Raw genomic sequence first — 16,472 nt, 5'->3', positions numbered from 1 at the left:
TCCTTCTCATCGCGCCGACGAGCTTTGCTGGCCCAAGCTTTCGCTTCCTCGGTGAGCCCCCAGTGTCCATGCTTCCGGCTCATGTCACGTGCGCCGGCGTGTTCCGTCTTCCCCCTACCCAAGCCCATCACATCATCGTAGGCACCATGACCACCATGTGATCACTCCTTGCTCCCAAAGCCAAGGCGCGGATACCTCGACGTGTGCTGTTGTCGCGGTTGACCTGCTCAAATGGACCGTTACTGCTCGCTGAAGTTCGCTGATGTTCGCGGCGGTTGTCACTCAGTTCGTCACTCACGAGGAACCAGCCAGTAATCTTTCTAAGATGGACTGGATACCATTACTAAGCACGATACTTGGCGCCGTGATTGGCGTCGGCGCAACGCTTGTTGCTGACTGGACACGGGCAAGTCGCAGCCAACGAGAAGGCGACCGTGCTATCAAACGTCAGGCATATGGGGACTACCTTGCAGCACTGTCTCTGACGCGGCATAACCTTCGAGTCGCCGCTCGGTATTCGATGGCATCCGTTGACGATAGGGCTCGCTTGGCTTTCGATGCCTTCAAGGATGCCAAAGCGTATGAGATGCGGTACCAGGTTGCACTGTTCGCACCAGACGAGGTCATCGAGGCATCCACCTCTGCATTCAATGCTCTGAGAAGCCTGCGCGATCTTGTGGAAGGCGGAGGAGGCACACACGATGACCCGGCCTACCGTGCCGCTCAGGATCAATGGGCGAACCGATTTGCGGAGTTGCGCCATTGCATGCGGAGCGACCTAGATCGCAACAAACGCCGGAGGACAGTCGTCATGAGCGATCGAGAGAGTGGGCTGGATCAGCTCTGACCTCGGAAACGCTGCTGTCCCTTGACAGTGCCTGTCGCCACTTGCCGGAGCGCTGTGCCCTGAAAGTCCCCTGTGCGGCCAGCACATCTTTCCCTGCCCTGATCTTCCCGTCTGCCTTCGACCCGCCCCGGAGGGGCAGCGGGCCGGCGACGGAGGGTCAAGCTCGGCTTCGCGTGTTCATGTTCCCGGTGGACTTCCTCATGCACTGGTTGCCCTGCCTGCACAGCCGGGCTTGACCTGTAGGAGTCGGTCTGCTGGGCTCTGCCCGGGTCGATGGCGGGCGGGAAGATCAGGGCTCCTACCTCAACCACTGATGCGCCTGTCGCCTGTGAATCGCGATCATCCCGGAGCCGCAGCGCCCCAAGGTCTTCCCTTGCACCTCCCGCCTCCTCCTCGCTCTTCCTTTCCCTTCTCCTCGCCAGCGTCGCCCCTTCGGTCGCGGATCTGGAGGGTGAGCCGCCGTCAATCATGGTGTGGCGGTCAGTCAGGGCTGGCGGGGACACCAAAACCGAGAAGTCCCGCCGGACGCTCGCCATGCCAAAGCTTTGCGCGGAAGCGCTCACAGCTCATCGTGAGCGGCAGGCCGTCGCCCGCAAAGCCGCTGGCTCCCGATGGCAGGATCACGGCCTCGTCTTCGCCTCCGCGGTCGGAACCCCCCTCGACTCGCACAACGTACGGCGGGCCTTCCGTAAGGTCGTCAAGAAGGCAGGGCTGAACGGAAGGAATGGACGCCCCGGGAGATGCGGCACAGCTTCGTCTCGCTGCTGTCGGCCAGTGGAGTGCCGATCGAGTACATCTCTCGCCTGGTGGGCCACAGCAACACGAAGGTCACCGAGACGGTCTATCGGAAGCAGCTCCGTCCGGTCCTGCTGGAAGGGGCTGAGGCGATGGATGACCTCTTCAAGTCGTAGTCACTCAGTTAGTCACTCGGAAGATCAAAAGAGCCCGGCTCCGTGATCGGAACCGGGCTCTGACGTTGGTGGAGCTATGGGGATTTGAACCCCAGACCCCTTCGATGCGAACGAAGTGCGCTACCGGACTGCGCTATAGCCCCAACGACTCGACTAGGTTAGCAAACTCTTGGGGCTCCTCGCGCCATCCCGTCAGTCCCCCACCGCGCGGCGTCCGTCGGCGTACTGGTCGAAGACCTGGGCGCGCTTGCGTGCCTCGAACTGGATGATCTCGGCCTCGCGCGCCATGGCCGCCAGGGCGCGGCGGCGCTGCCGCGCCCTGCGCAGGTGCTCCGCCCGCGCCCGAGCCGCCTTCTCCCGCTGCTCCCTGTCGACCCGTACGGCGACGCGCAGGACGGCGACATAGGCCACCAGGAGCACGCCCGAGGGGGTCACGCCCCACCAGGGCACGACCCGGACGGCGGCCGTCACCACGGACGCCAGGAGGAGCAGGATGCTCCACAGAAGCCGCCTGCGCCGGCGGGCCACGATGGTGGCCCGCCGCCGCGCCTGGGTACGGCGAGGCCCCGCCGGCGCCGCGCTCTCGCCCTCGGCGGCGACAGGAGCGGTGCCGCCCCCATCGTCAGCCGCGGCGGAGCTCCCCTCACCGGCTCCCGAGGCACCCCCGGCCGGAAACCCACTCCCGCTCGGAGACCGCGCCACAGACCCTGTGACGGATGCGCCAAGGGTGGTGGACGTGGGCGTGGACGCCGAGGACTGCTCCTCCGGTGCGGCGTTGGAGCGGTCCTCGGGCGGTCCGTCGACGACCGTGTCCGCCTCGGCCGGTTGGTCGTCGTAGAGGTCGTCGTTGACGTGACGGTCCCTGCGCAGCCACATCGGCAGCAGGACGCTCAACCACATGACGACGATGGCGAGATAGAGGACGGCGCTACCCATGCGGCCACCTCCGGGCATGGTGAACACATCCGGGGACTCGAGTCATCGGAGAGGTGCTCACGTCACGCACCGTAAGACTGCGTGTCACTCGTTGACGAGCATTGAGTCCGGTGTGTCGCGAGATCGTCAAAGCTGTTCATGTAATTCGATCCCGACCGGACCTTCCCCGGAGATCGTTTGGCTAACCCGGGCTGGGCTCGCTTCGCCGGGCGGCCGAGCCGTCCGAAGTCCTGCGCCACTGGACGAGGAGGCCGCGCGGCACGTCCTCGACCGTCAGGGCGTAGCAGATGTGATCGCGCCACGCGCCGTCGATGTGCAGCTGGCGCCTGCGCACGCCTTCCTCGCGGAAGCCGAGCTTCTCCACGACCCTGCGGCTGGCGTGGTTCTCCGGCCGGATGTTCGCCTCGAGACGGTGTAAGCCGGTGGTGAAGAAGCAGTGATCGACCGCCATGGCGAGGGCGGTCGGGATGATGCCGCGCCCGGCGAGGGCACCGTCGATCCAGTAGCCCACCTGGGCCGACCGCGCGGAACCCCAGACCACGGCCCCGACGGTGAGCTGCCCCGCGAACACTCCGTCATAAGTGACGATCCACGGCAAAGCCAGCCCCTGGCGGGCCTCCCGCCTGAGCGTGCCGACCATTGAGACGTACGGCCCGAGACCCGTCCTGAACAGGGGGGTCTCCGGATTGCTCGGCTCCCAGGGTCGCAGCCACTCGGCGTTGCGCAACCGGGTGTCCCGCCAGTCCCGGACGTCACGCAGGCGCAGCGGCCGGAGCCCCACGGGCCCCTCCACCAGGGTCGCCGGCCAGCCGCGAAGTCGATCCATTCGTCAATCATCCACCGGAAGACGGTCAACGCGCCACGCCAGGGGTGTCGTGGCTCCACTCAAGCCGTGTGATCGCCGCCATGGATCTGGTCGACCACGTGGCCCAGGATAGGCCCGAGCACAGCCATCCCATCACGGACGCCACCGGACGATCCAGGGAGGTTGACGACTAGCGTCGAACCCGCCTGTCCGGCGAGGCCGCGGGACAGGATCGAAGTGGGCACTTTGTCCCTGTTCACCTGCCGTACGGCTTCCGCGATGCCGGGGATCTCCCGGTCGATGACGCGGCGGGTCATCTCGGGGGTGAGGTCCTGAGGCGTGACCCCGGTGCCGCCGGTGGACACGATCACGTCGTACCCCTCGGCGATGCCTTCGCGCAGCGCCGACTCGACCGGCTCCCCGTCGGGGACGACGCGGGGGCCGTCCACCGGATCACAGCCCGCCTCGGCGAGCAGGGCCGCCAGCAGCGGCCCCGAATGGTCCTCGTACATTCCCGCGGAGGCCCTGTTCGAGACCGTGATCACCAAAGCCCGCACAGCCGTGCTCCCCTCGATCCAACTGATCTGCCTCGACATCGGCTCGGACGTCAGTCACGCGTCCAGATGCCGGTCTTGCCGCCGGTCTTCTCCTCTACGCGTACGTCGCCGATGACGGCGGCCGGATCGACTGCCTTGATCATGTCGACCAGGGCGAGGGCGGCCACCGAGACGGCGGTCAGCGCCTCCATCTCGACGCCGGTCCGGTCGGCCGTCCGGACCCGGGCGGTGATCTCCACTCCCGAGTCGACGACCGCCAACTCCACCTTGACCCCGTGCAGGGCGATCGGGTGGCAGAGCGGCACGAGGTCGGGCGTGCGCTTGGCTCCCATGATCCCGGCGATCCTGGCCACTCCCAGCGCGTCGCCCTTCGGCACCTCCCCCGAGCGCAGCAGGGCCACCGCCTCCGGCGAGAGAAGGACGCGGCCAGTGGCGGTTGCCGTACGGGCGCTGACGTCCTTGCCCGAGACGTCCACCATCCGCGCGGCGCCCGACTCGTCGATGTGCGTCAGGCGGTTCTCGGGGTTCATCGGATTGACCTCGCTCACAGCGGGATCACCTCCACGCCGGATCCCTCGGGCAGCTCGGTCACGTCCTCCGGGACGACGATGAGCGCGTTGGCGGAGGCCAGTGCGGCGAGCTGGTGCGAGCCCTGCCTGAGGACGGGCGCGACGGTGTCCCCGGACAGGACCGCGCGCAGGTAGGACCGCTTGCCCGGCGGCGACCGCAGGGCCGAGGTCACGGTCGCCCGCACGGTCTCCGGAGGTCCCTCGGGCAGCCCCTGCATCCTGCGCAGGGCGGGCTTCACGAACACCACGAAGGACACGAACGACGACACCGGGTTGCCCGGCAGCGTGAAGATCGGCACGCTGTCCGGCCCGACGACCCCGAAGCCCTGCGGCATGCCCGGCTGCATGGCGACCTTCTCGAACATGACCTTGCCCAGCGGCGCGAGGGCCTCCTTGACCGGCTCATAGGCCCCCATGGAGACGCCGCCGCTGGTGATTACGGCGTCGGCCCGCACGAGCTGGGCGTCGAGCGTGTCGAGGAACTCCCTCGGGTCGTCGGTCACGGCCCCGGCGCGGAACCCCTCTCCCCCGGCCTCGCGTACGGCGGCGGCCAGCATGAAGCTGTTGGACTCCCAGATCTGTCCGGGGGCCAGCGGCGTGCCGGGCTCGGCCAGCTCGGCGCCGGTGGACAGCACGACCACCCTCGGCCGGGGCCGTACCGTCACGCGACGCCGTCCAACTCCGGCGAGGATGCCGAGCTGGGCCGGGCCGATCCGCGTGCCTTCGCGGAGCACCACGTCCCCGGCGTGCACGTCCTCGCCCGAGCGGCGGATCGCGTGGCCGGGCGGCGCGGGCCTGTCGATCCTGACCGTGACGGCGCCGCCGTCGGTCCACTCCACCGGGACGACGGCGTCGGCGCCAGCCGGCAGAGGCGCGCCGGTCATGATGCGGGAGACCAGCCCCGGCCCGACCGCGCGCAGCTCACTGTCCCCCGCCGCCACGTCCTCGATCACCGGCAGGGTCACGGGAGCACCGGCCACGTCCTCGGCCCGTACGGCATAGCCGTCCATGGCCGAGTTGTCGAAAGGCGGCAGTGGCACGGGTGAGGCGACGTCCTCGGCCAGCACGGCGCCGAGCGCCCGCTCGAGCTCGACCTCGAGCGGGGCCAGCGGCCGTACGGTCGCCAGGATGTCGGCGAGATGCCGGTCGACCGTCTTCATGGTCCGAGAGTCCTCTTTCGGCGATTGCTGTGATTTCTACGATCCGACCTGGTCGAGGAACTCCTTGAGCCAGGGCAGGAAATCGGGCGCCAGGTCGTCGCGGTTGGCCGCGAACTGCACGACCGTGCGCAGGTAGTCGAGCTTGTTGCCCGTGTCGTAGCGGCGGCCCCGGAACAGCACGCCGTGAACCGGCCCGCCCTCCTCGGGTCCCCTGGCCGCCAGCGTCCGCAGGGCGTCGGTGAGCTGGATCTCGCCGCCGCGCCCGGGCGGGGTGTTCTCCAGGACCTCGAAGACCTCCGGGTCGATCACGTAACGGCCGATGACCGCCCAGTTCGACGGGGCCTCGTCGGCCGGCGGCTTCTCCACCAGGTCGGTGACGCGGACCACGTCGTCCTCGTCGGTCGCCACGATCGCGGCCGCGCCGTACAACGAGACCTGCTCGCGCGGGACCTCCATGAGCGCGACGACGCTGCCGCCATACGTCGCCCTGACCTCGATCATCCGCTTGAGCAGCGGATCCCGCGGGTCGATCAGGTCGTCACCGAGGAGGCAGGCGAACGGCTCGTGGCCGACATGCTGCTTGGCGCACAGCACCGCGTGACCGAGGCCCTTGGGCTCGCCCTGCCGTACGTAGTGCATGGTCGCGAGGTCGACGGGCTCCTGGACCTGCGACAGGCGCTCCTCGTCCCCCTTGGCCCGAAGCGCGTCCTCAAGCTCGTACGCTACGTCGAAGTGATCCTCGATGGAGCGCTTGTTGCGACCGGTCACCATGAGCACGTCGAGCAGTCCGGCGGAAACCGCCTCTTCGACGACATACTGGATCGCCGGTTTGTCGACGATGGGCAGCATCTCCTTGGGGGTCGCCTTCGTCGCGGGCAGGAACCGTGTGCCGAGACCTGCGGCGGGGACCACGGCTTTGGTTACGGGATCGAAGTCAGCCATGGCTGAACACTAACGGAGCAGGCGGAGCGGGCTATGGACAAGGTGACCCTGCGACGGCGGATCCTGGACAGCCGTTCGAGGATCGACGAGAAGACCCTGCGGGAGTCCTCCGCCGCCGTGCGGGAGACGCTGCTCGACCAGCCATGGGTGCAGATGGCGGGCCTGGTCGCCTGCTACTGGTCGACCGGCTCGGAGCCCTCGACCCACGGGCTGGTCTTCGCGCTGTGGAAGCACGGGGCGACCGTGATCCTCCCGGTGCAGCGGCCGGACGGCGACCTCGACTGGGCGGTGTACGACGGGCCCGACTCCCTCGCGCCCGGGCCGTTCGGGATCATGGAGCCGGTGGACACCCGGCGCGGCGTGGACACGATCCGCACGGCCGCGCTGGTCATCGTGCCGGCCCTGGCCGTGGACCGGTTCACCGGCGTACGGCTCGGCCGCGGCCGCGGGTTCTACGACAGGGCCCTCTCCCGGGTCGGGCCGAACGTCCCGACGGTGGCGTTGCTCCACGAGGGCGAGCTGATCAAGGACGTGCCGGCCGAGCCGCATGACCAGCGTGTACGGTTCGCGGCCCTACCGACCGGAATCACACGTTTGGTGCATATGTGAAAAGATTCCGATAAGTCGCGGGAGGAGGGGGGCGGGTAAGGCTGAACATCTGGCTTCTCCTGTCCGCCGCCGTCGTCATCGCGGCCATCGCGTCCGTCCGCATCGCCCACCGCACCGGCCTGCCCAGCCTGCTGATCTACCTGGGGCTCGGGCTGCTCCTCGGCGAGTCCGGGATCGGCGGCATCCACTTCGAGGGCGCCCAGCTCGCCCAGCAGCTCGGCCTGATCGCGCTCGCCGTCATCCTGGCCGAAGGCGGCCTGACCACCAACTGGGCCCACGTCCGCGACGCCGTGCCGATCGCGCTCGTGCTCGCCACGGTGGGCATCGCGGTCAGCATCGTCGCGCTGGCGGTAGCCGTACACGTCCTGCTGGGCATGGACTGGCGGATGGCGCTGCTGCTCGGCGCGGTCCTCGCCTCGACGGACGCCGCCGCCGTGTTCTCCGTGCTGCGGCGGCTTCCCCTGCCTCCCCGGCTGGCCGGGATCCTGGAGGCCGAGTCGGGCTTCAACGACGCCCCCACGGTCATCGTCGTGATGATGCTCAGCGCGGCCTCCCAGCCGATGCCGTCGCTGTGGCAGGTGGCGCTCGAAACCGCTTACGAGCTCGGCATCGGCGCGGCGGTGGGCCTCGCCGTCGGACCGGCCGCCGCCTACGCCCTGCGCCGGGTGGCACTGCCCGCCTCGGGCCTTTATCCCATCGCGGTGCTGGCGCTGGCCTTCGTCGCGTACAGCGGGGCGGCGCTGCTGCACGGAAGCGGCTTCCTCGCCGTCTACGTCAGCACGCTGATCCTCGGCAACGCGCGGCTGCCCCACCGGGCGGCGACTCGCGGGTTCGCCGAGGGCGCGGCGTGGCTGGCCCAGATCGGCCTGTTCGTCATGCTGGGCATACTCGCCAGCCCGTCCGAGCTGCCGCGCGTGATCATCCCGGCCATGGTCGCCGGGCTGGCCCTCGTCTTCCTGGCCCGGCCGCTTTCGGTCGTGGTCTCCGCGGCGCTGGTGCGGCTCGCGCGAATCGGCAGCCTGTCCTGGCGGGAGCAGGTGTTCCTGTCGTGGGCCGGTCTTCGCGGCGCGGTGCCGATCGTGCTCGCCACGATTCCGTGGGCCGCCGGCGTGCCGGGAGCCAAGGGGCTGTTCAACGACGTCTTCATCATCGTGATCGTGTTCACGCTCGTGCAGGGGCCGACGCTGCCCTATCTGGCGCGGATCCTCGGCGTGACGGCCGAGGGAGAGGCCCGCGACCTGTCCGTCGAAGCCGCGCCCCTGGAGGAGCTCAACGCCGACCTGCTCCAGATCCGCATCCCGCCCGGCTCGCGGATGCACGGCGTCGAGATCTTCGAGCTGCGGCTTCCGGCGAACGCCCTGGTCACGATGATCGTCCGAGGCGACCGATCCTTCGTGCCGACGGAGAACACCCGGTTGCGCGCGGAGGACCAGCTTCTCGTGGTGACCACCGCCGCCCAACGGGAAACCGTCGAACGCCGCCTGCGCGCGGTCAGCCGCCGGGGCAAGCTCGCGGGCTGGTACGGCGAGCGAGGCGCCTAGCGGGTGGGGACGGGCCGGGGGCTGTGCGCTGGGCGAAGCTGCAATAAACCGGGCTGGAGTGGCGTTTGTGCTCCTTGACTGCTTACCATTAGCAGTCGAACGGGTCGAGTGCCAGTCTCAGGAGGAGTGCGTGCCCACCTACCAGTACGCCTGTACCGCTTGCGGTGAGCAGCTGGAGGTCGTTCAGAAGTTCTCTGACGACCCGCTCACGGACTGCCCGGAATGCCAGGGCCGGCTGCGCAAGGTCTTCTCCCCGGTCGGCATCGTGTTCAAGGGGTCCGGTTTCTACCGAACCGACAGCCGGTCGTCGGGCTCGTCCACCTCCACGGTGTCGAGCGACTCCAAGAAGTCCGGTGACTCCGCGAAGAAGTCGGGCGACTCGGCCAAGGAGGCCGCTCCCGCCGCGGCCTCGACGCCGGCCTCCGGATCGGCTTCGGGATCTGCTTCCGGCAGCACGGCTTCAGCGGCGACCTCCGCGGCGTGACGATCGGGCCCGGCGCCGGCCGGGCCTCCGCGGAGTTATCCACAGGCGTCGCGTCGAGGGTGGCCGTGATTCGCTAGGGTCGGCCGCATGGTCAACGACGTAGAGATCGGGGTCATCGGCGGCTCGGGGTTCTACTCCCTGCTCGAGCAGGCCGAGGAGATCCAGCTGGCGACGCCGTACGGCCCGCCGAGCGACAGCGTGACGCTGGGCCGGATCGGCGACCGGTCCGTGGCCTTCATCCCCCGGCACGGGCGTGGCCACGTCCATCCCCCGCACCGCATCCCCTACCGGGCCAACCTCTGGGCCCTGCGCTCGCTCGGCGTCCGCCAGGTGGTCGCGCCCAGCGCCGTCGGGTCACTGCGGCCCGAGCTCGGTCCGGGTGCTCTGGTGATCCCCGACCAACTGGTGGACCGCACCACCAGCCGGGTGCAGACCTATTACGACGCGGGCGGCGCCGTCCACGTGTCGTTCGCCGATCCCTATTGCCCCAGAGGCCGGGCCACGGCCGTGGCGAAGGCCCGTGAGACGGGGTGGGACACGGTCGACGGCGGCACGCTGGTGGTCATCGAAGGTCCCCGGTTCTCCACCCGGGCGGAGTCGAGGTGGTTCACCCAGGCCGGCTGGTCGATCATCGGCATGACCGGCCACCCGGAGGCGGTGCTCGCCCGGGAGCTGGCGCTCTGCTACACGTCGCTGTGCCTGGTGACCGATCACGACGCCGGTGTCGAGGCCGGGGAGGGGGTCACCCACGAGGAGGTTCTCGCCTTCTTCGCGGCCAACAGTGAGCGGATGCGCTCGCTGGTGAGCGAGGTCGTGGAGGCCCTCAGCCTCGAGCGGGCGTGCCCGTGCGGCAGCGCCCTCGACGGCATCAAGCTCCCCTTCGACCTGCCATAACCGGCCATGCGCGTCGTCAGTCGTCTTCTCGCGCGTCGCCGCCGTCTGATCGCCGCCATCCTCGCGGGGCTGGCGGTGACGTGCGTGGTCATGTCGGTCCGGCCTCCTCAGGGCGTGGCCGTCCTCGCCGCCGCTCGCGATCTCGGTGGAGGCCGCCTGTCCGCCTCCGACGTCATGGTCGTACGGCTGCCGCCCGACGCCGTGCCCGACGGCGCGTTCCGTACGGCATCGGCGGTCATGGGCCGAGTGGTCAGCGGGCCGATGCGCCGGGGCGAGCCGCTCACCGACGCCCGGCTGCTCTCTCAGGGGCTTCTCGCCGCTCAGGGGCCCGGCATGGTCGCGACTCCCGTCCGGATCGCGGACCCGGCTGCCGCGAGGCTGCTCTCACCCGGAGACCTCATCGACGTCTTCGCCGCTTTCGAGGGAGAGGGCCCGCAGGCGTTCGCCGTCACGCAGGAGGTCAGAGTGATGGCCCACCCATCGGGAGAGGACGACGAGGGCGCCCTCCTGGTTCTCGCGACCACTCCCGCCCAAGCCGCGCAGTTGGCACAGGCACAAGCTCACGGCCGCCTGTCCGTCGCCATCCACCCGAGGTGAGGGGACCAACCTGAGGCGAAGAGTCGCGAACCGCTAGAGCAGTGAGCCGATCTTGGGGTCGTATTCCCAGTGCCACGGCTCGAAGGGGCTGTGGTAGGCCCAGTCCGGGTGGATGAACCCGAAGCGCTTGCTGTTGGCCTCCAGCCAGTTGAACTGAACGGATCGGAAGACCTGGACCCCGCCGCAGAGGTCGACCGCCATCCCCAGGCCATGGTTGCTCGTGCCAGGGGTCGCCGCGAGCCCGGGACGCTGGTAATAAACCGTATGCTGCTCGCTGAGGCTGCGGTAGCTGTCCGACACGCAGATCGGCCTGCCGAACCGCCCCTGGTAGGCGATGTTGAGATCCGCGAAGGCGATGGCCGCGTCGGCCCGCAACTCCTCCCCCTTCTGCGGCAGCGGGCACAGGCTGGCCTTCGGGAGCAGGCCGTTGGGGTACTGCGCGGCGATGTCCACCCGCGTGGGGTCACAGGCCCCCACCCCACGGTGGCCCTGGTTGACGTTGACGCCAAGCTTGGTCAGCGCTTTGGTCAGTGACCTGACCAGCCTGGAGGAGCGCTTCCGGAGACTGTCGATCTGCACGTTGAGCTGGGCTTCCTGGAGGAGGTTGGCCGCCCGCAGTTCCTGCGCCTCGGTGGCGAACTGCTCCTGCTGCTGCTGTAGCCGTATGGCGTCGCCGAGGACCGTGTTGCGCCCGGCGACCAGATGGTCGACGTCACTCATGACCCGGAGCGTCGCGGTGCCGTTACTCTGGGTGAGGAGCGGCCCGAGCCCGGTTGTCGAGGGGTCCTGATAGAGCGACTCGACGAGATCGGAGAGCGGCTTGCGCATCTTGGCGAGCGCCTGGGTCGCCGCCTGGAGCTGGGTCAGCTTGGCCACCAGCTGTCTCTGTGAGGCGTCGAACTGCTTCTGCCTGGCGACCAGGGCCTTATTGGCGTCCTCTATCCCCTTGAACGCCTGCTGAGCCTGCCGCCGCAACTCAGTCAGGCTGCCCGGGTCCTTCCCCTTCGCCTTAGTGCTTCTCTTGAGCGGATAGGCGCCGAGTGCCGCGGCATGTGCGGTCGTGTCCCGGCCGTCCGCAGAGGCGTCCGCCGCACGATCGGCCTGGACGGCCTGTGCCGTACGGGCGGGAACGGTGGGGACGGCCTGTGCTGTACTGGCGGGGAGCGTGGCGGCGGCCTGTGCCGTATCCGAGGAGACCGTGGGAGCGGCGGCCTGTGCCGTATGGGGGGAGACCCCGCCGACGAGCGAAGTCATCGCCGTGACGACCGCGACCAGACGCGCTGATCGACGAGATGGCACGATCGACCCCCCGTTTGCGAACTCGTGACCCGGGTCAGGGACGCACGTTACTACAGGTCCTCACATCCCTGGGCGCGAGTTGTCACATGCTTTAGCTACCGATCACAGCTCATTTCGGCATCTTGTCCGAATCTGCGGGGAAATCGGCTCGTTCTGGCGCCGCGGTCCCTGTGCCCTACGCCCGAGCCCCCGCTCGCGCTCGCAAGTAGGAGTCACCGCCCATGCCCCTGACCGAGCGAGTGTGGGTGGATCCTCAGGCGAGGCCTATATCTGGCCGCCGCGCTCCTGGCACAGCTCCCATAGCCAGGTGTCCTGCCACTCCACTCCGCACGTGAGCCCCGCCCCGTCGGCGTCCGCTCGCCTCTCCTTGGGCCGGCGCTTCGGCCGTGCCTTACCGACGGACTGGACAGTCAGCTCAGGCCGCTCGACGAGTATGAGCCCTCCGTAGACGCGGGACGGGCCAAAGGGCTCGGGTACCGGCGTCGGATCCAGCACCTCGTCCTGTACGGCTCCCGCTGCCAGCGCCACGCCGCCCGGCGGATTGGCCTGTGCCACGGGATCGCTGCCCGTCGTCGCTGGAGGAGCGCCGTCCGTCCTGACGCCGGAATCTCTCGTCGCCGCGCCGGCCGAGGCCGTGTCGGCAGCACCCGTGGATGTCCCGCCGTCGCCCGTGGGAAGCCCGTCCCCTGAGGTGAAACCCCCCGTCGAGCTCTGACCCGTCGCTGAATCGAGCCCTGCCGTCGAGCGCCCGCCTGTGATCAAACCGGGCCGCGCCACCGGGCCCCCGCCTGTCATTGGGTCGGGGCCTGCCGTGGAGCTCCCGCCTGTCATTGGGTCGGGGCCTGCCGTCGCGGCGCCGACTGAACCTGGGGCTGCGGTCGCAGCCGCGTCCACTCCTGAGCCGAGGCCTGCCGTTGCACCTGCGGCCGTCGTTGGGGCGGGGGCCGTGGTCCCGCCGGACGCGATCCCGTCCCCTGGTCGCGAAGCCGAGTCCCGAAGCGGCGAACCTCCGTCCGATGTCCCCACGCCGGGCGCTACTTGTGCCCGGGACACTGGGCCAGAAGCCTGCATCGGATGTCCCGCATACGCTCCGGCATCCTTCGGGACCCCGCCCTGTGCGGAAGCTCCACGCGCCATGGCCTCATAGCCGGTGAAGTCGGCCATGAACATCCCGGAGGCCAGGATCGCGGGCGCGATCAGCGCCACGATGAGGGCCACGGGACGCAGCCGACGAACATACTTGCGTCGCTCTCCGGTCACGAACAGTGACGTTAGACAGTCTCCACAAGAGCGGACTCGCCCACTTGCCAGGCCTTTACCGCACTTCAGCCGACAGATGACCCATGTCCTTCGGGCGACACCCTCGACCAGTGCACACGCGGCCCCAACCTTTCGCTAGGCTTACAGAGCACATCCAGCCTCCGTAGCTCAGGGGATAGAGCACCGCTCTCCTAAAGCGGGTGCCGCAGGTTCGAATCCTGCCGGGGGCACTCTCCTGACCAGCCATCTAGCCCCTGAACTGGGGCTCAGTGCGGCTCCTCTTAGCGATCACGTGCAGCCGAGTGCCGTCATATGCGGCCATAGGTCAATGATCGCGGGACATATGGGGGATGATCTTGATCGCGTTTCCGCAGGTTGCGCGCAGAAGCAGCAACGGCGCCCCCGACCCTCAGGCATCAAGGGGGGCACTGATCTGCAAGCGTCGATCCACCGCCAGAACCAGCTGATCGGCCAGGCCGGGAACGATGTTCTGTGCCCACTCGCGCAGTGCGACCAGGAAGCCGGCGAGGTCCTGGTGAACGCCCTGCAGAAGATGGAGCAGGGCGTCACGGGGGATGTCGATGTATCGCTCAGATGGGCCGGGGAGTTTCCCTGGGAGGAGCTGGTCCTTGTCCTGCCAGAGGCGCAGCACCGGCCCACGAGGCTCCAGCAGCACGTCGGGGTCGTGACCGAGGTAGATCACCTGTCCTCCGACGACACCGAGCCAGTCACGCCATTCGTCGAGCCCCACGCAGCAGCCAGGGTCGATGACGCCATCATCATCTGTGACGCGGAGACCGCCTGGCGCATAAGTGTCATCGTCAGAGGTCAGATACGCCTCGATCGCTTCGGCCGGGTCCGCCACGATGATCGACATATCGTCAACGGTGACGTTCCTCCCGATCAACGCCCACACTATGGCTCCTATCCTCTCCGGCGTCGGGAGGTGAGGAATCGCGAGGAAGAACTCACCCTGCTCGACGGTCCAGAACGGGCAGTTACCAGGCCACCGCTCAATGACCGGAGTCATCGTGATCACTGCTGGAGCGTAACAAGTCTGTCGCAGCCTTGAAGAAACAGAAGGCCCGGCATACCCGGGGCCTGATTGAGCAGATCGGCAGATCACTGCTCCAGTGCTTCAGAGATCTTGCTGTTGGCGTGTCCTCGCTGTCCTTCAATGCATTTGGCGTAGACCCTCAGGAGCACGTCGACGCTGTGGCCTGCCCGCTTGGCCACCTCGGTTGCCGGGACCCCGGCATTCAGCCACAGAGACACGGCCGCGTGGCGCAGGTCGTACGGCCGAGCAGCGAGTGGGGGAGGCGATCTGTGCGGCGGTGAAGGCTTGCGACCGGGCCTCGTGCCAGACCGCCGAGTAGGCCGAGGAGGAGAAGGGGCGCCCCTTGGAAGTACGGAACAGGCACCCGTCGCCGGCCAGGCCGTACCGGTCGATGTGCGCCCGCAGGATGGCCACCAGGACCGGCGGGATCGGAATCTCACGGGTGTCGTCCTTGGCGCGGTGCTTCAGCCCCCGCGAGTCGTTCGCCTCCCCCGAGTTGGTCCACCGCTTGTTGCCTGCGGACGCGCCTTCTCAACCGTCAGCAGGCCCCAGCCCGCGTCGGGAAGGCCGCAGTTCTGGCGGCGCAGCGCTGCCGCCTCCTCCGGCCGGAGCGCGGCGTAGTACATGCACGCGAACATCCCGTGAAGCCTCCCGCCACGGGTCCGGCCGACCGTGGGAACGGCTGCCAGCAGCGCACGGGCCTGTTCAGGGTTGACGACCGTGTGGGGGTCGATGGTGCCTACGGCCTTGGGAGGGGTCCACTTGATCGCGTGTAGCGGGCTGGCAGTACACAACCGCCGTCCCCGGCTTGTCGTGGTCGACGAGGCATGGCTCCTCATGAAGGACCCCGAAGGAGCCAAATTCCTGCTGCGCATGGCCAAGGCCGCCCGCAAGCACTGGGCCGGCCTGTCGGTGGTAACCCAGGACGCCGCCGACCTGCTCAGCTCCGACACGGCCAGGCGATCATCGCCAACTCCGCCACCCAAATCCTGCTCCGGCAGGCACCCCAGGCCATCGACGCGGTCACCGACGCCTTTCGGCTCTCCGACGGCGAACGCCAGCTCTTGCTCTCCGCCGAGCGTGGGACGGGCCTCCTGGCCGCCGACGCCGGCGCGTCCCGCGTCGTCTTCACGTCTTGGCCAGCGAACCGGAACACCGCCTGGTCACCTCATCGCCCCAAGAACTCGCGTCCTACGAGGAGGACGAACTGTGATCGACATACCGCGATCAGGGCTTGCGGGCGTAGACATACATGACCGGCAGATCGAACGTGCCCGGCTCACTGAGGACCTCGCTTACACGAGCGACGTAGCTCGACTCCAAGGCGGCCAGCTCCGCCGACGTCAGCGATGCGAGCTCGGGATAGTTCGGGCTCAGCGCGTGGCCACGCCACAGATCCGCGGCGTTCCTGGGCGGAAGAGCGATCACGCCCGGCACCGCACGTTCGAAGACGAACCCCGCCCTGCTGACCGCTTCACGGCTGCTCTTCTCTGTCCCCACCTCGGCCATTGGGTCGGGCAGCGCGAGGCCGAAGCTTGCAGCGCATTCGCGGAACACGCGGGCGGCGACGGGAAAGCCTGCCCGCATCGCGGAGAAGCCGAGCAACCCGCTCGGCCTCAGCACCCGATGCCAAGCGGAGAGTGCCGGCCCAGCCGACAGGTAGAGCATTCCCGCGCAGCACAGCACCGCGTCGAACGACTCGTCCTCGAACTCGTCCAATGTCGTTACGTCCGCTTTCACGTAGGTGACGTTCGCCAGCCCGGACGCGGCGAGCAGGTGGTCGGCCTCCTGCAGCATCCCTGCCGAGATATCCACGCCAACCACCTCACCCGGGGGACCGACCACCCTTGCCGCGGCCAGCGCGGCAAGCCCTGTGCCCGTAGCCGCGTCCAGCACCCGCATGCCGGAGGCCAGACCCGCGAGAGCCACCAGTCGCTCGGCATAGCCGGTGTGCCAATCCAACTGTCCATAACCGGCTGCTCGCCCGTCGAAGTACGCCTCCAC

At 68.6% G+C, this 16,472-nt stretch carries 17 protein-coding genes and 2 tRNA genes; 8 read left to right on the top strand and 11 right to left on the bottom strand.

Features of this window, described 5'->3' with window-relative positions; all coding sequences use genetic code 11:
• Positions 1 to 325 precede the first annotated feature (325 nt).
• The gene (locus tag N5079_RS14985) at positions 326 to 847 is read left to right on the top strand and encodes a hypothetical protein (protein WP_261584361.1); all 522 of its coding nucleotides are present in this window, start codon (positions 326 to 328) and stop codon (positions 845 to 847) included.
• A 740-nt stretch (positions 848 to 1,587) separates the two neighbouring features.
• Positions 1,588 to 1,758, top strand: a complete 171-nt coding sequence (locus N5079_RS14980; RefSeq protein ID WP_261584360.1) for a hypothetical protein — start codon at positions 1,588 to 1,590, stop codon at positions 1,756 to 1,758.
• A 66-nt stretch (positions 1,759 to 1,824) separates the two neighbouring features.
• On the opposite strand, the gene N5079_RS14975 is transcribed toward N5079_RS14980, so the two are convergent.
• From N5079_RS14975 to galU, 7 genes are all read right to left on the bottom strand, one after another.
• Positions 1,825 to 1,901 (bottom strand) — tRNA-Ala (locus tag N5079_RS14975).
• A 49-nt stretch (positions 1,902 to 1,950) separates the two neighbouring features.
• Positions 1,951 to 2,694, bottom strand: coding sequence for a hypothetical protein (locus N5079_RS14970; protein WP_261584359.1), 744 nt, complete (start codon positions 2,692 to 2,694; stop codon positions 1,951 to 1,953).
• A 181-nt stretch (positions 2,695 to 2,875) separates the two neighbouring features.
• A complete protein-coding gene (locus tag N5079_RS14965; RefSeq protein WP_261584358.1) occupies positions 2,876 to 3,520 on the bottom strand; it encodes a GNAT family N-acetyltransferase in 645 nt (214 codons plus the stop codon).
• Positions 3,521 to 3,579: 59 nt separating this feature from the next.
• Positions 3,580 to 4,095: a molybdenum cofactor biosynthesis protein B gene (locus tag N5079_RS14960; RefSeq protein WP_261584357.1), complete on the bottom strand. Its 516-nt coding sequence runs from the start codon at positions 4,093 to 4,095 to the stop codon at positions 3,580 to 3,582.
• An 11-nt stretch (positions 4,096 to 4,106) separates the two neighbouring features.
• On the bottom strand, positions 4,107 to 4,586 hold the full coding sequence (gene moaC / locus N5079_RS14955) for a cyclic pyranopterin monophosphate synthase MoaC (protein WP_261584517.1): 480 nt from the start codon (positions 4,584 to 4,586) through the stop codon (positions 4,107 to 4,109).
• A gap of 14 nt (positions 4,587 to 4,600) precedes the next feature.
• Positions 4,601 to 5,785: a gephyrin-like molybdotransferase Glp gene (gene glp, locus N5079_RS14950; protein ID WP_261584356.1), complete on the bottom strand. Its 1,185-nt coding sequence runs from the start codon at positions 5,783 to 5,785 to the stop codon at positions 4,601 to 4,603.
• A gap of 36 nt (positions 5,786 to 5,821) precedes the next feature.
• Positions 5,822 to 6,727 carry a UTP--glucose-1-phosphate uridylyltransferase GalU gene (gene galU, locus N5079_RS14945; RefSeq protein ID WP_261584355.1) on the bottom strand — a complete coding sequence of 302 codons (906 nt, stop codon included), beginning with the start codon at positions 6,725 to 6,727 and terminating at the stop codon, positions 5,822 to 5,824.
• A 33-nt stretch (positions 6,728 to 6,760) separates the two neighbouring features.
• On the opposite strand from galU, the gene N5079_RS14940 reads away from it, so the two are divergent.
• From N5079_RS14940 to cpaB, 5 genes are all read left to right on the top strand, one after another.
• Positions 6,761 to 7,336, top strand: coding sequence for a 5-formyltetrahydrofolate cyclo-ligase (locus tag N5079_RS14940; RefSeq protein ID WP_261584353.1), 576 nt, complete (start codon positions 6,761 to 6,763; stop codon positions 7,334 to 7,336).
• 41 nt (positions 7,337 to 7,377) lie between these two features.
• The gene (locus tag N5079_RS14935) at positions 7,378 to 8,877 is read left to right on the top strand and encodes a potassium/proton antiporter (RefSeq protein WP_261584516.1); all 1,500 of its coding nucleotides are present in this window, start codon (positions 7,378 to 7,380) and stop codon (positions 8,875 to 8,877) included.
• Positions 8,878 to 9,007: 130 nt separating this feature from the next.
• The gene (locus N5079_RS14930; protein ID WP_261584352.1) at positions 9,008 to 9,361 is read left to right on the top strand and encodes an FmdB family zinc ribbon protein; all 354 of its coding nucleotides are present in this window, start codon (positions 9,008 to 9,010) and stop codon (positions 9,359 to 9,361) included.
• An 87-nt stretch (positions 9,362 to 9,448) separates the two neighbouring features.
• Positions 9,449 to 10,255, top strand: a complete 807-nt coding sequence (locus N5079_RS14925) for an S-methyl-5'-thioadenosine phosphorylase (protein ID WP_261584351.1) — start codon at positions 9,449 to 9,451, stop codon at positions 10,253 to 10,255.
• 6 nt (positions 10,256 to 10,261) lie between these two features.
• Positions 10,262 to 10,852 (top strand): Flp pilus assembly protein CpaB, encoded by a 591-nt coding sequence (gene cpaB, locus N5079_RS14920; RefSeq protein ID WP_261584350.1) that lies wholly within the window; start codon positions 10,262 to 10,264, stop codon positions 10,850 to 10,852.
• Between the two features lie 33 nt (positions 10,853 to 10,885).
• Here cpaB and N5079_RS14915 read toward each other — a convergent pair whose 3' ends face one another.
• Positions 10,886 to 12,106 (bottom strand): M15 family metallopeptidase, encoded by a 1,221-nt coding sequence (locus tag N5079_RS14915; protein WP_261584349.1) that lies wholly within the window; start codon positions 12,104 to 12,106, stop codon positions 10,886 to 10,888.
• A 309-nt stretch (positions 12,107 to 12,415) separates the two neighbouring features.
• Complete coding sequence (locus N5079_RS14910; RefSeq protein ID WP_261584348.1) at positions 12,416 to 12,706, bottom strand: hypothetical protein; 291 nt, start codon at positions 12,704 to 12,706, stop codon at positions 12,416 to 12,418.
• 862 nt (positions 12,707 to 13,568) lie between these two features.
• Here N5079_RS14910 and N5079_RS14905 point away from each other — a divergent pair.
• A tRNA-Arg gene (locus N5079_RS14905) sits at positions 13,569 to 13,641 on the top strand.
• Between the two features lie 179 nt (positions 13,642 to 13,820).
• On the opposite strand, the gene N5079_RS14900 is transcribed toward N5079_RS14905, so the two are convergent.
• The gene (locus tag N5079_RS14900) at positions 13,821 to 14,450 is read right to left on the bottom strand and encodes a hypothetical protein (protein WP_261584346.1); all 630 of its coding nucleotides are present in this window, start codon (positions 14,448 to 14,450) and stop codon (positions 13,821 to 13,823) included.
• 1,245 nt (positions 14,451 to 15,695) lie between these two features.
• Positions 15,696 to 16,472: a class I SAM-dependent methyltransferase gene (locus tag N5079_RS14895; protein ID WP_261584344.1), complete on the bottom strand. Its 777-nt coding sequence runs from the start codon at positions 16,470 to 16,472 to the stop codon at positions 15,696 to 15,698.

Origin of the sequence: Planotetraspora sp. A-T 1434 (assembly GCF_025420585.1) — a bacterium.
Classification (GTDB): domain Bacteria; phylum Actinomycetota; class Actinomycetes; order Streptosporangiales; family Streptosporangiaceae; genus JAOEGB01.
This window is presented reverse-complemented; position numbering and strand designations above follow the sequence as displayed.

Coding starts and splice junctions, on each gene's coding strand:
- N5079_RS14965 (WP_261584358.1), bottom strand. CDS start 3,520: ATGGATCGACTTCGCGGCTGGCCGGCGACCCTGGTGGAGGGGCCCGTG.
- N5079_RS14985 (WP_261584361.1), top strand. CDS start 326: ATGGACTGGATACCATTACTAAGCACGATACTTGGCGCCGTGATTGGC.
- glp (WP_261584356.1), bottom strand. CDS start 5,785: ATGAAGACGGTCGACCGGCATCTCGCCGACATCCTGGCGACCGTACGG.
- N5079_RS14925 (WP_261584351.1), top strand. CDS start 9,449: ATGGTCAACGACGTAGAGATCGGGGTCATCGGCGGCTCGGGGTTCTAC.
- moaC (WP_261584517.1), bottom strand. CDS start 4,586: ATGAACCCCGAGAACCGCCTGACGCACATCGACGAGTCGGGCGCCGCG.
- galU (WP_261584355.1), bottom strand. CDS start 6,727: ATGGCTGACTTCGATCCCGTAACCAAAGCCGTGGTCCCCGCCGCAGGT.
- N5079_RS14915 (WP_261584349.1), bottom strand. CDS start 12,106: ATGACTTCGCTCGTCGGCGGGGTCTCCCCCCATACGGCACAGGCCGCC.
- N5079_RS14970 (WP_261584359.1), bottom strand. CDS start 2,694: ATGGGTAGCGCCGTCCTCTATCTCGCCATCGTCGTCATGTGGTTGAGC.
- cpaB (WP_261584350.1), top strand. CDS start 10,262: ATGCGCGTCGTCAGTCGTCTTCTCGCGCGTCGCCGCCGTCTGATCGCC.
- N5079_RS14980 (WP_261584360.1), top strand. CDS start 1,588: ATGCGGCACAGCTTCGTCTCGCTGCTGTCGGCCAGTGGAGTGCCGATC.
- N5079_RS14960 (WP_261584357.1), bottom strand. CDS start 4,095: ATGTCGAGGCAGATCAGTTGGATCGAGGGGAGCACGGCTGTGCGGGCT.
- N5079_RS14940 (WP_261584353.1), top strand. CDS start 6,761: ATGGACAAGGTGACCCTGCGACGGCGGATCCTGGACAGCCGTTCGAGG.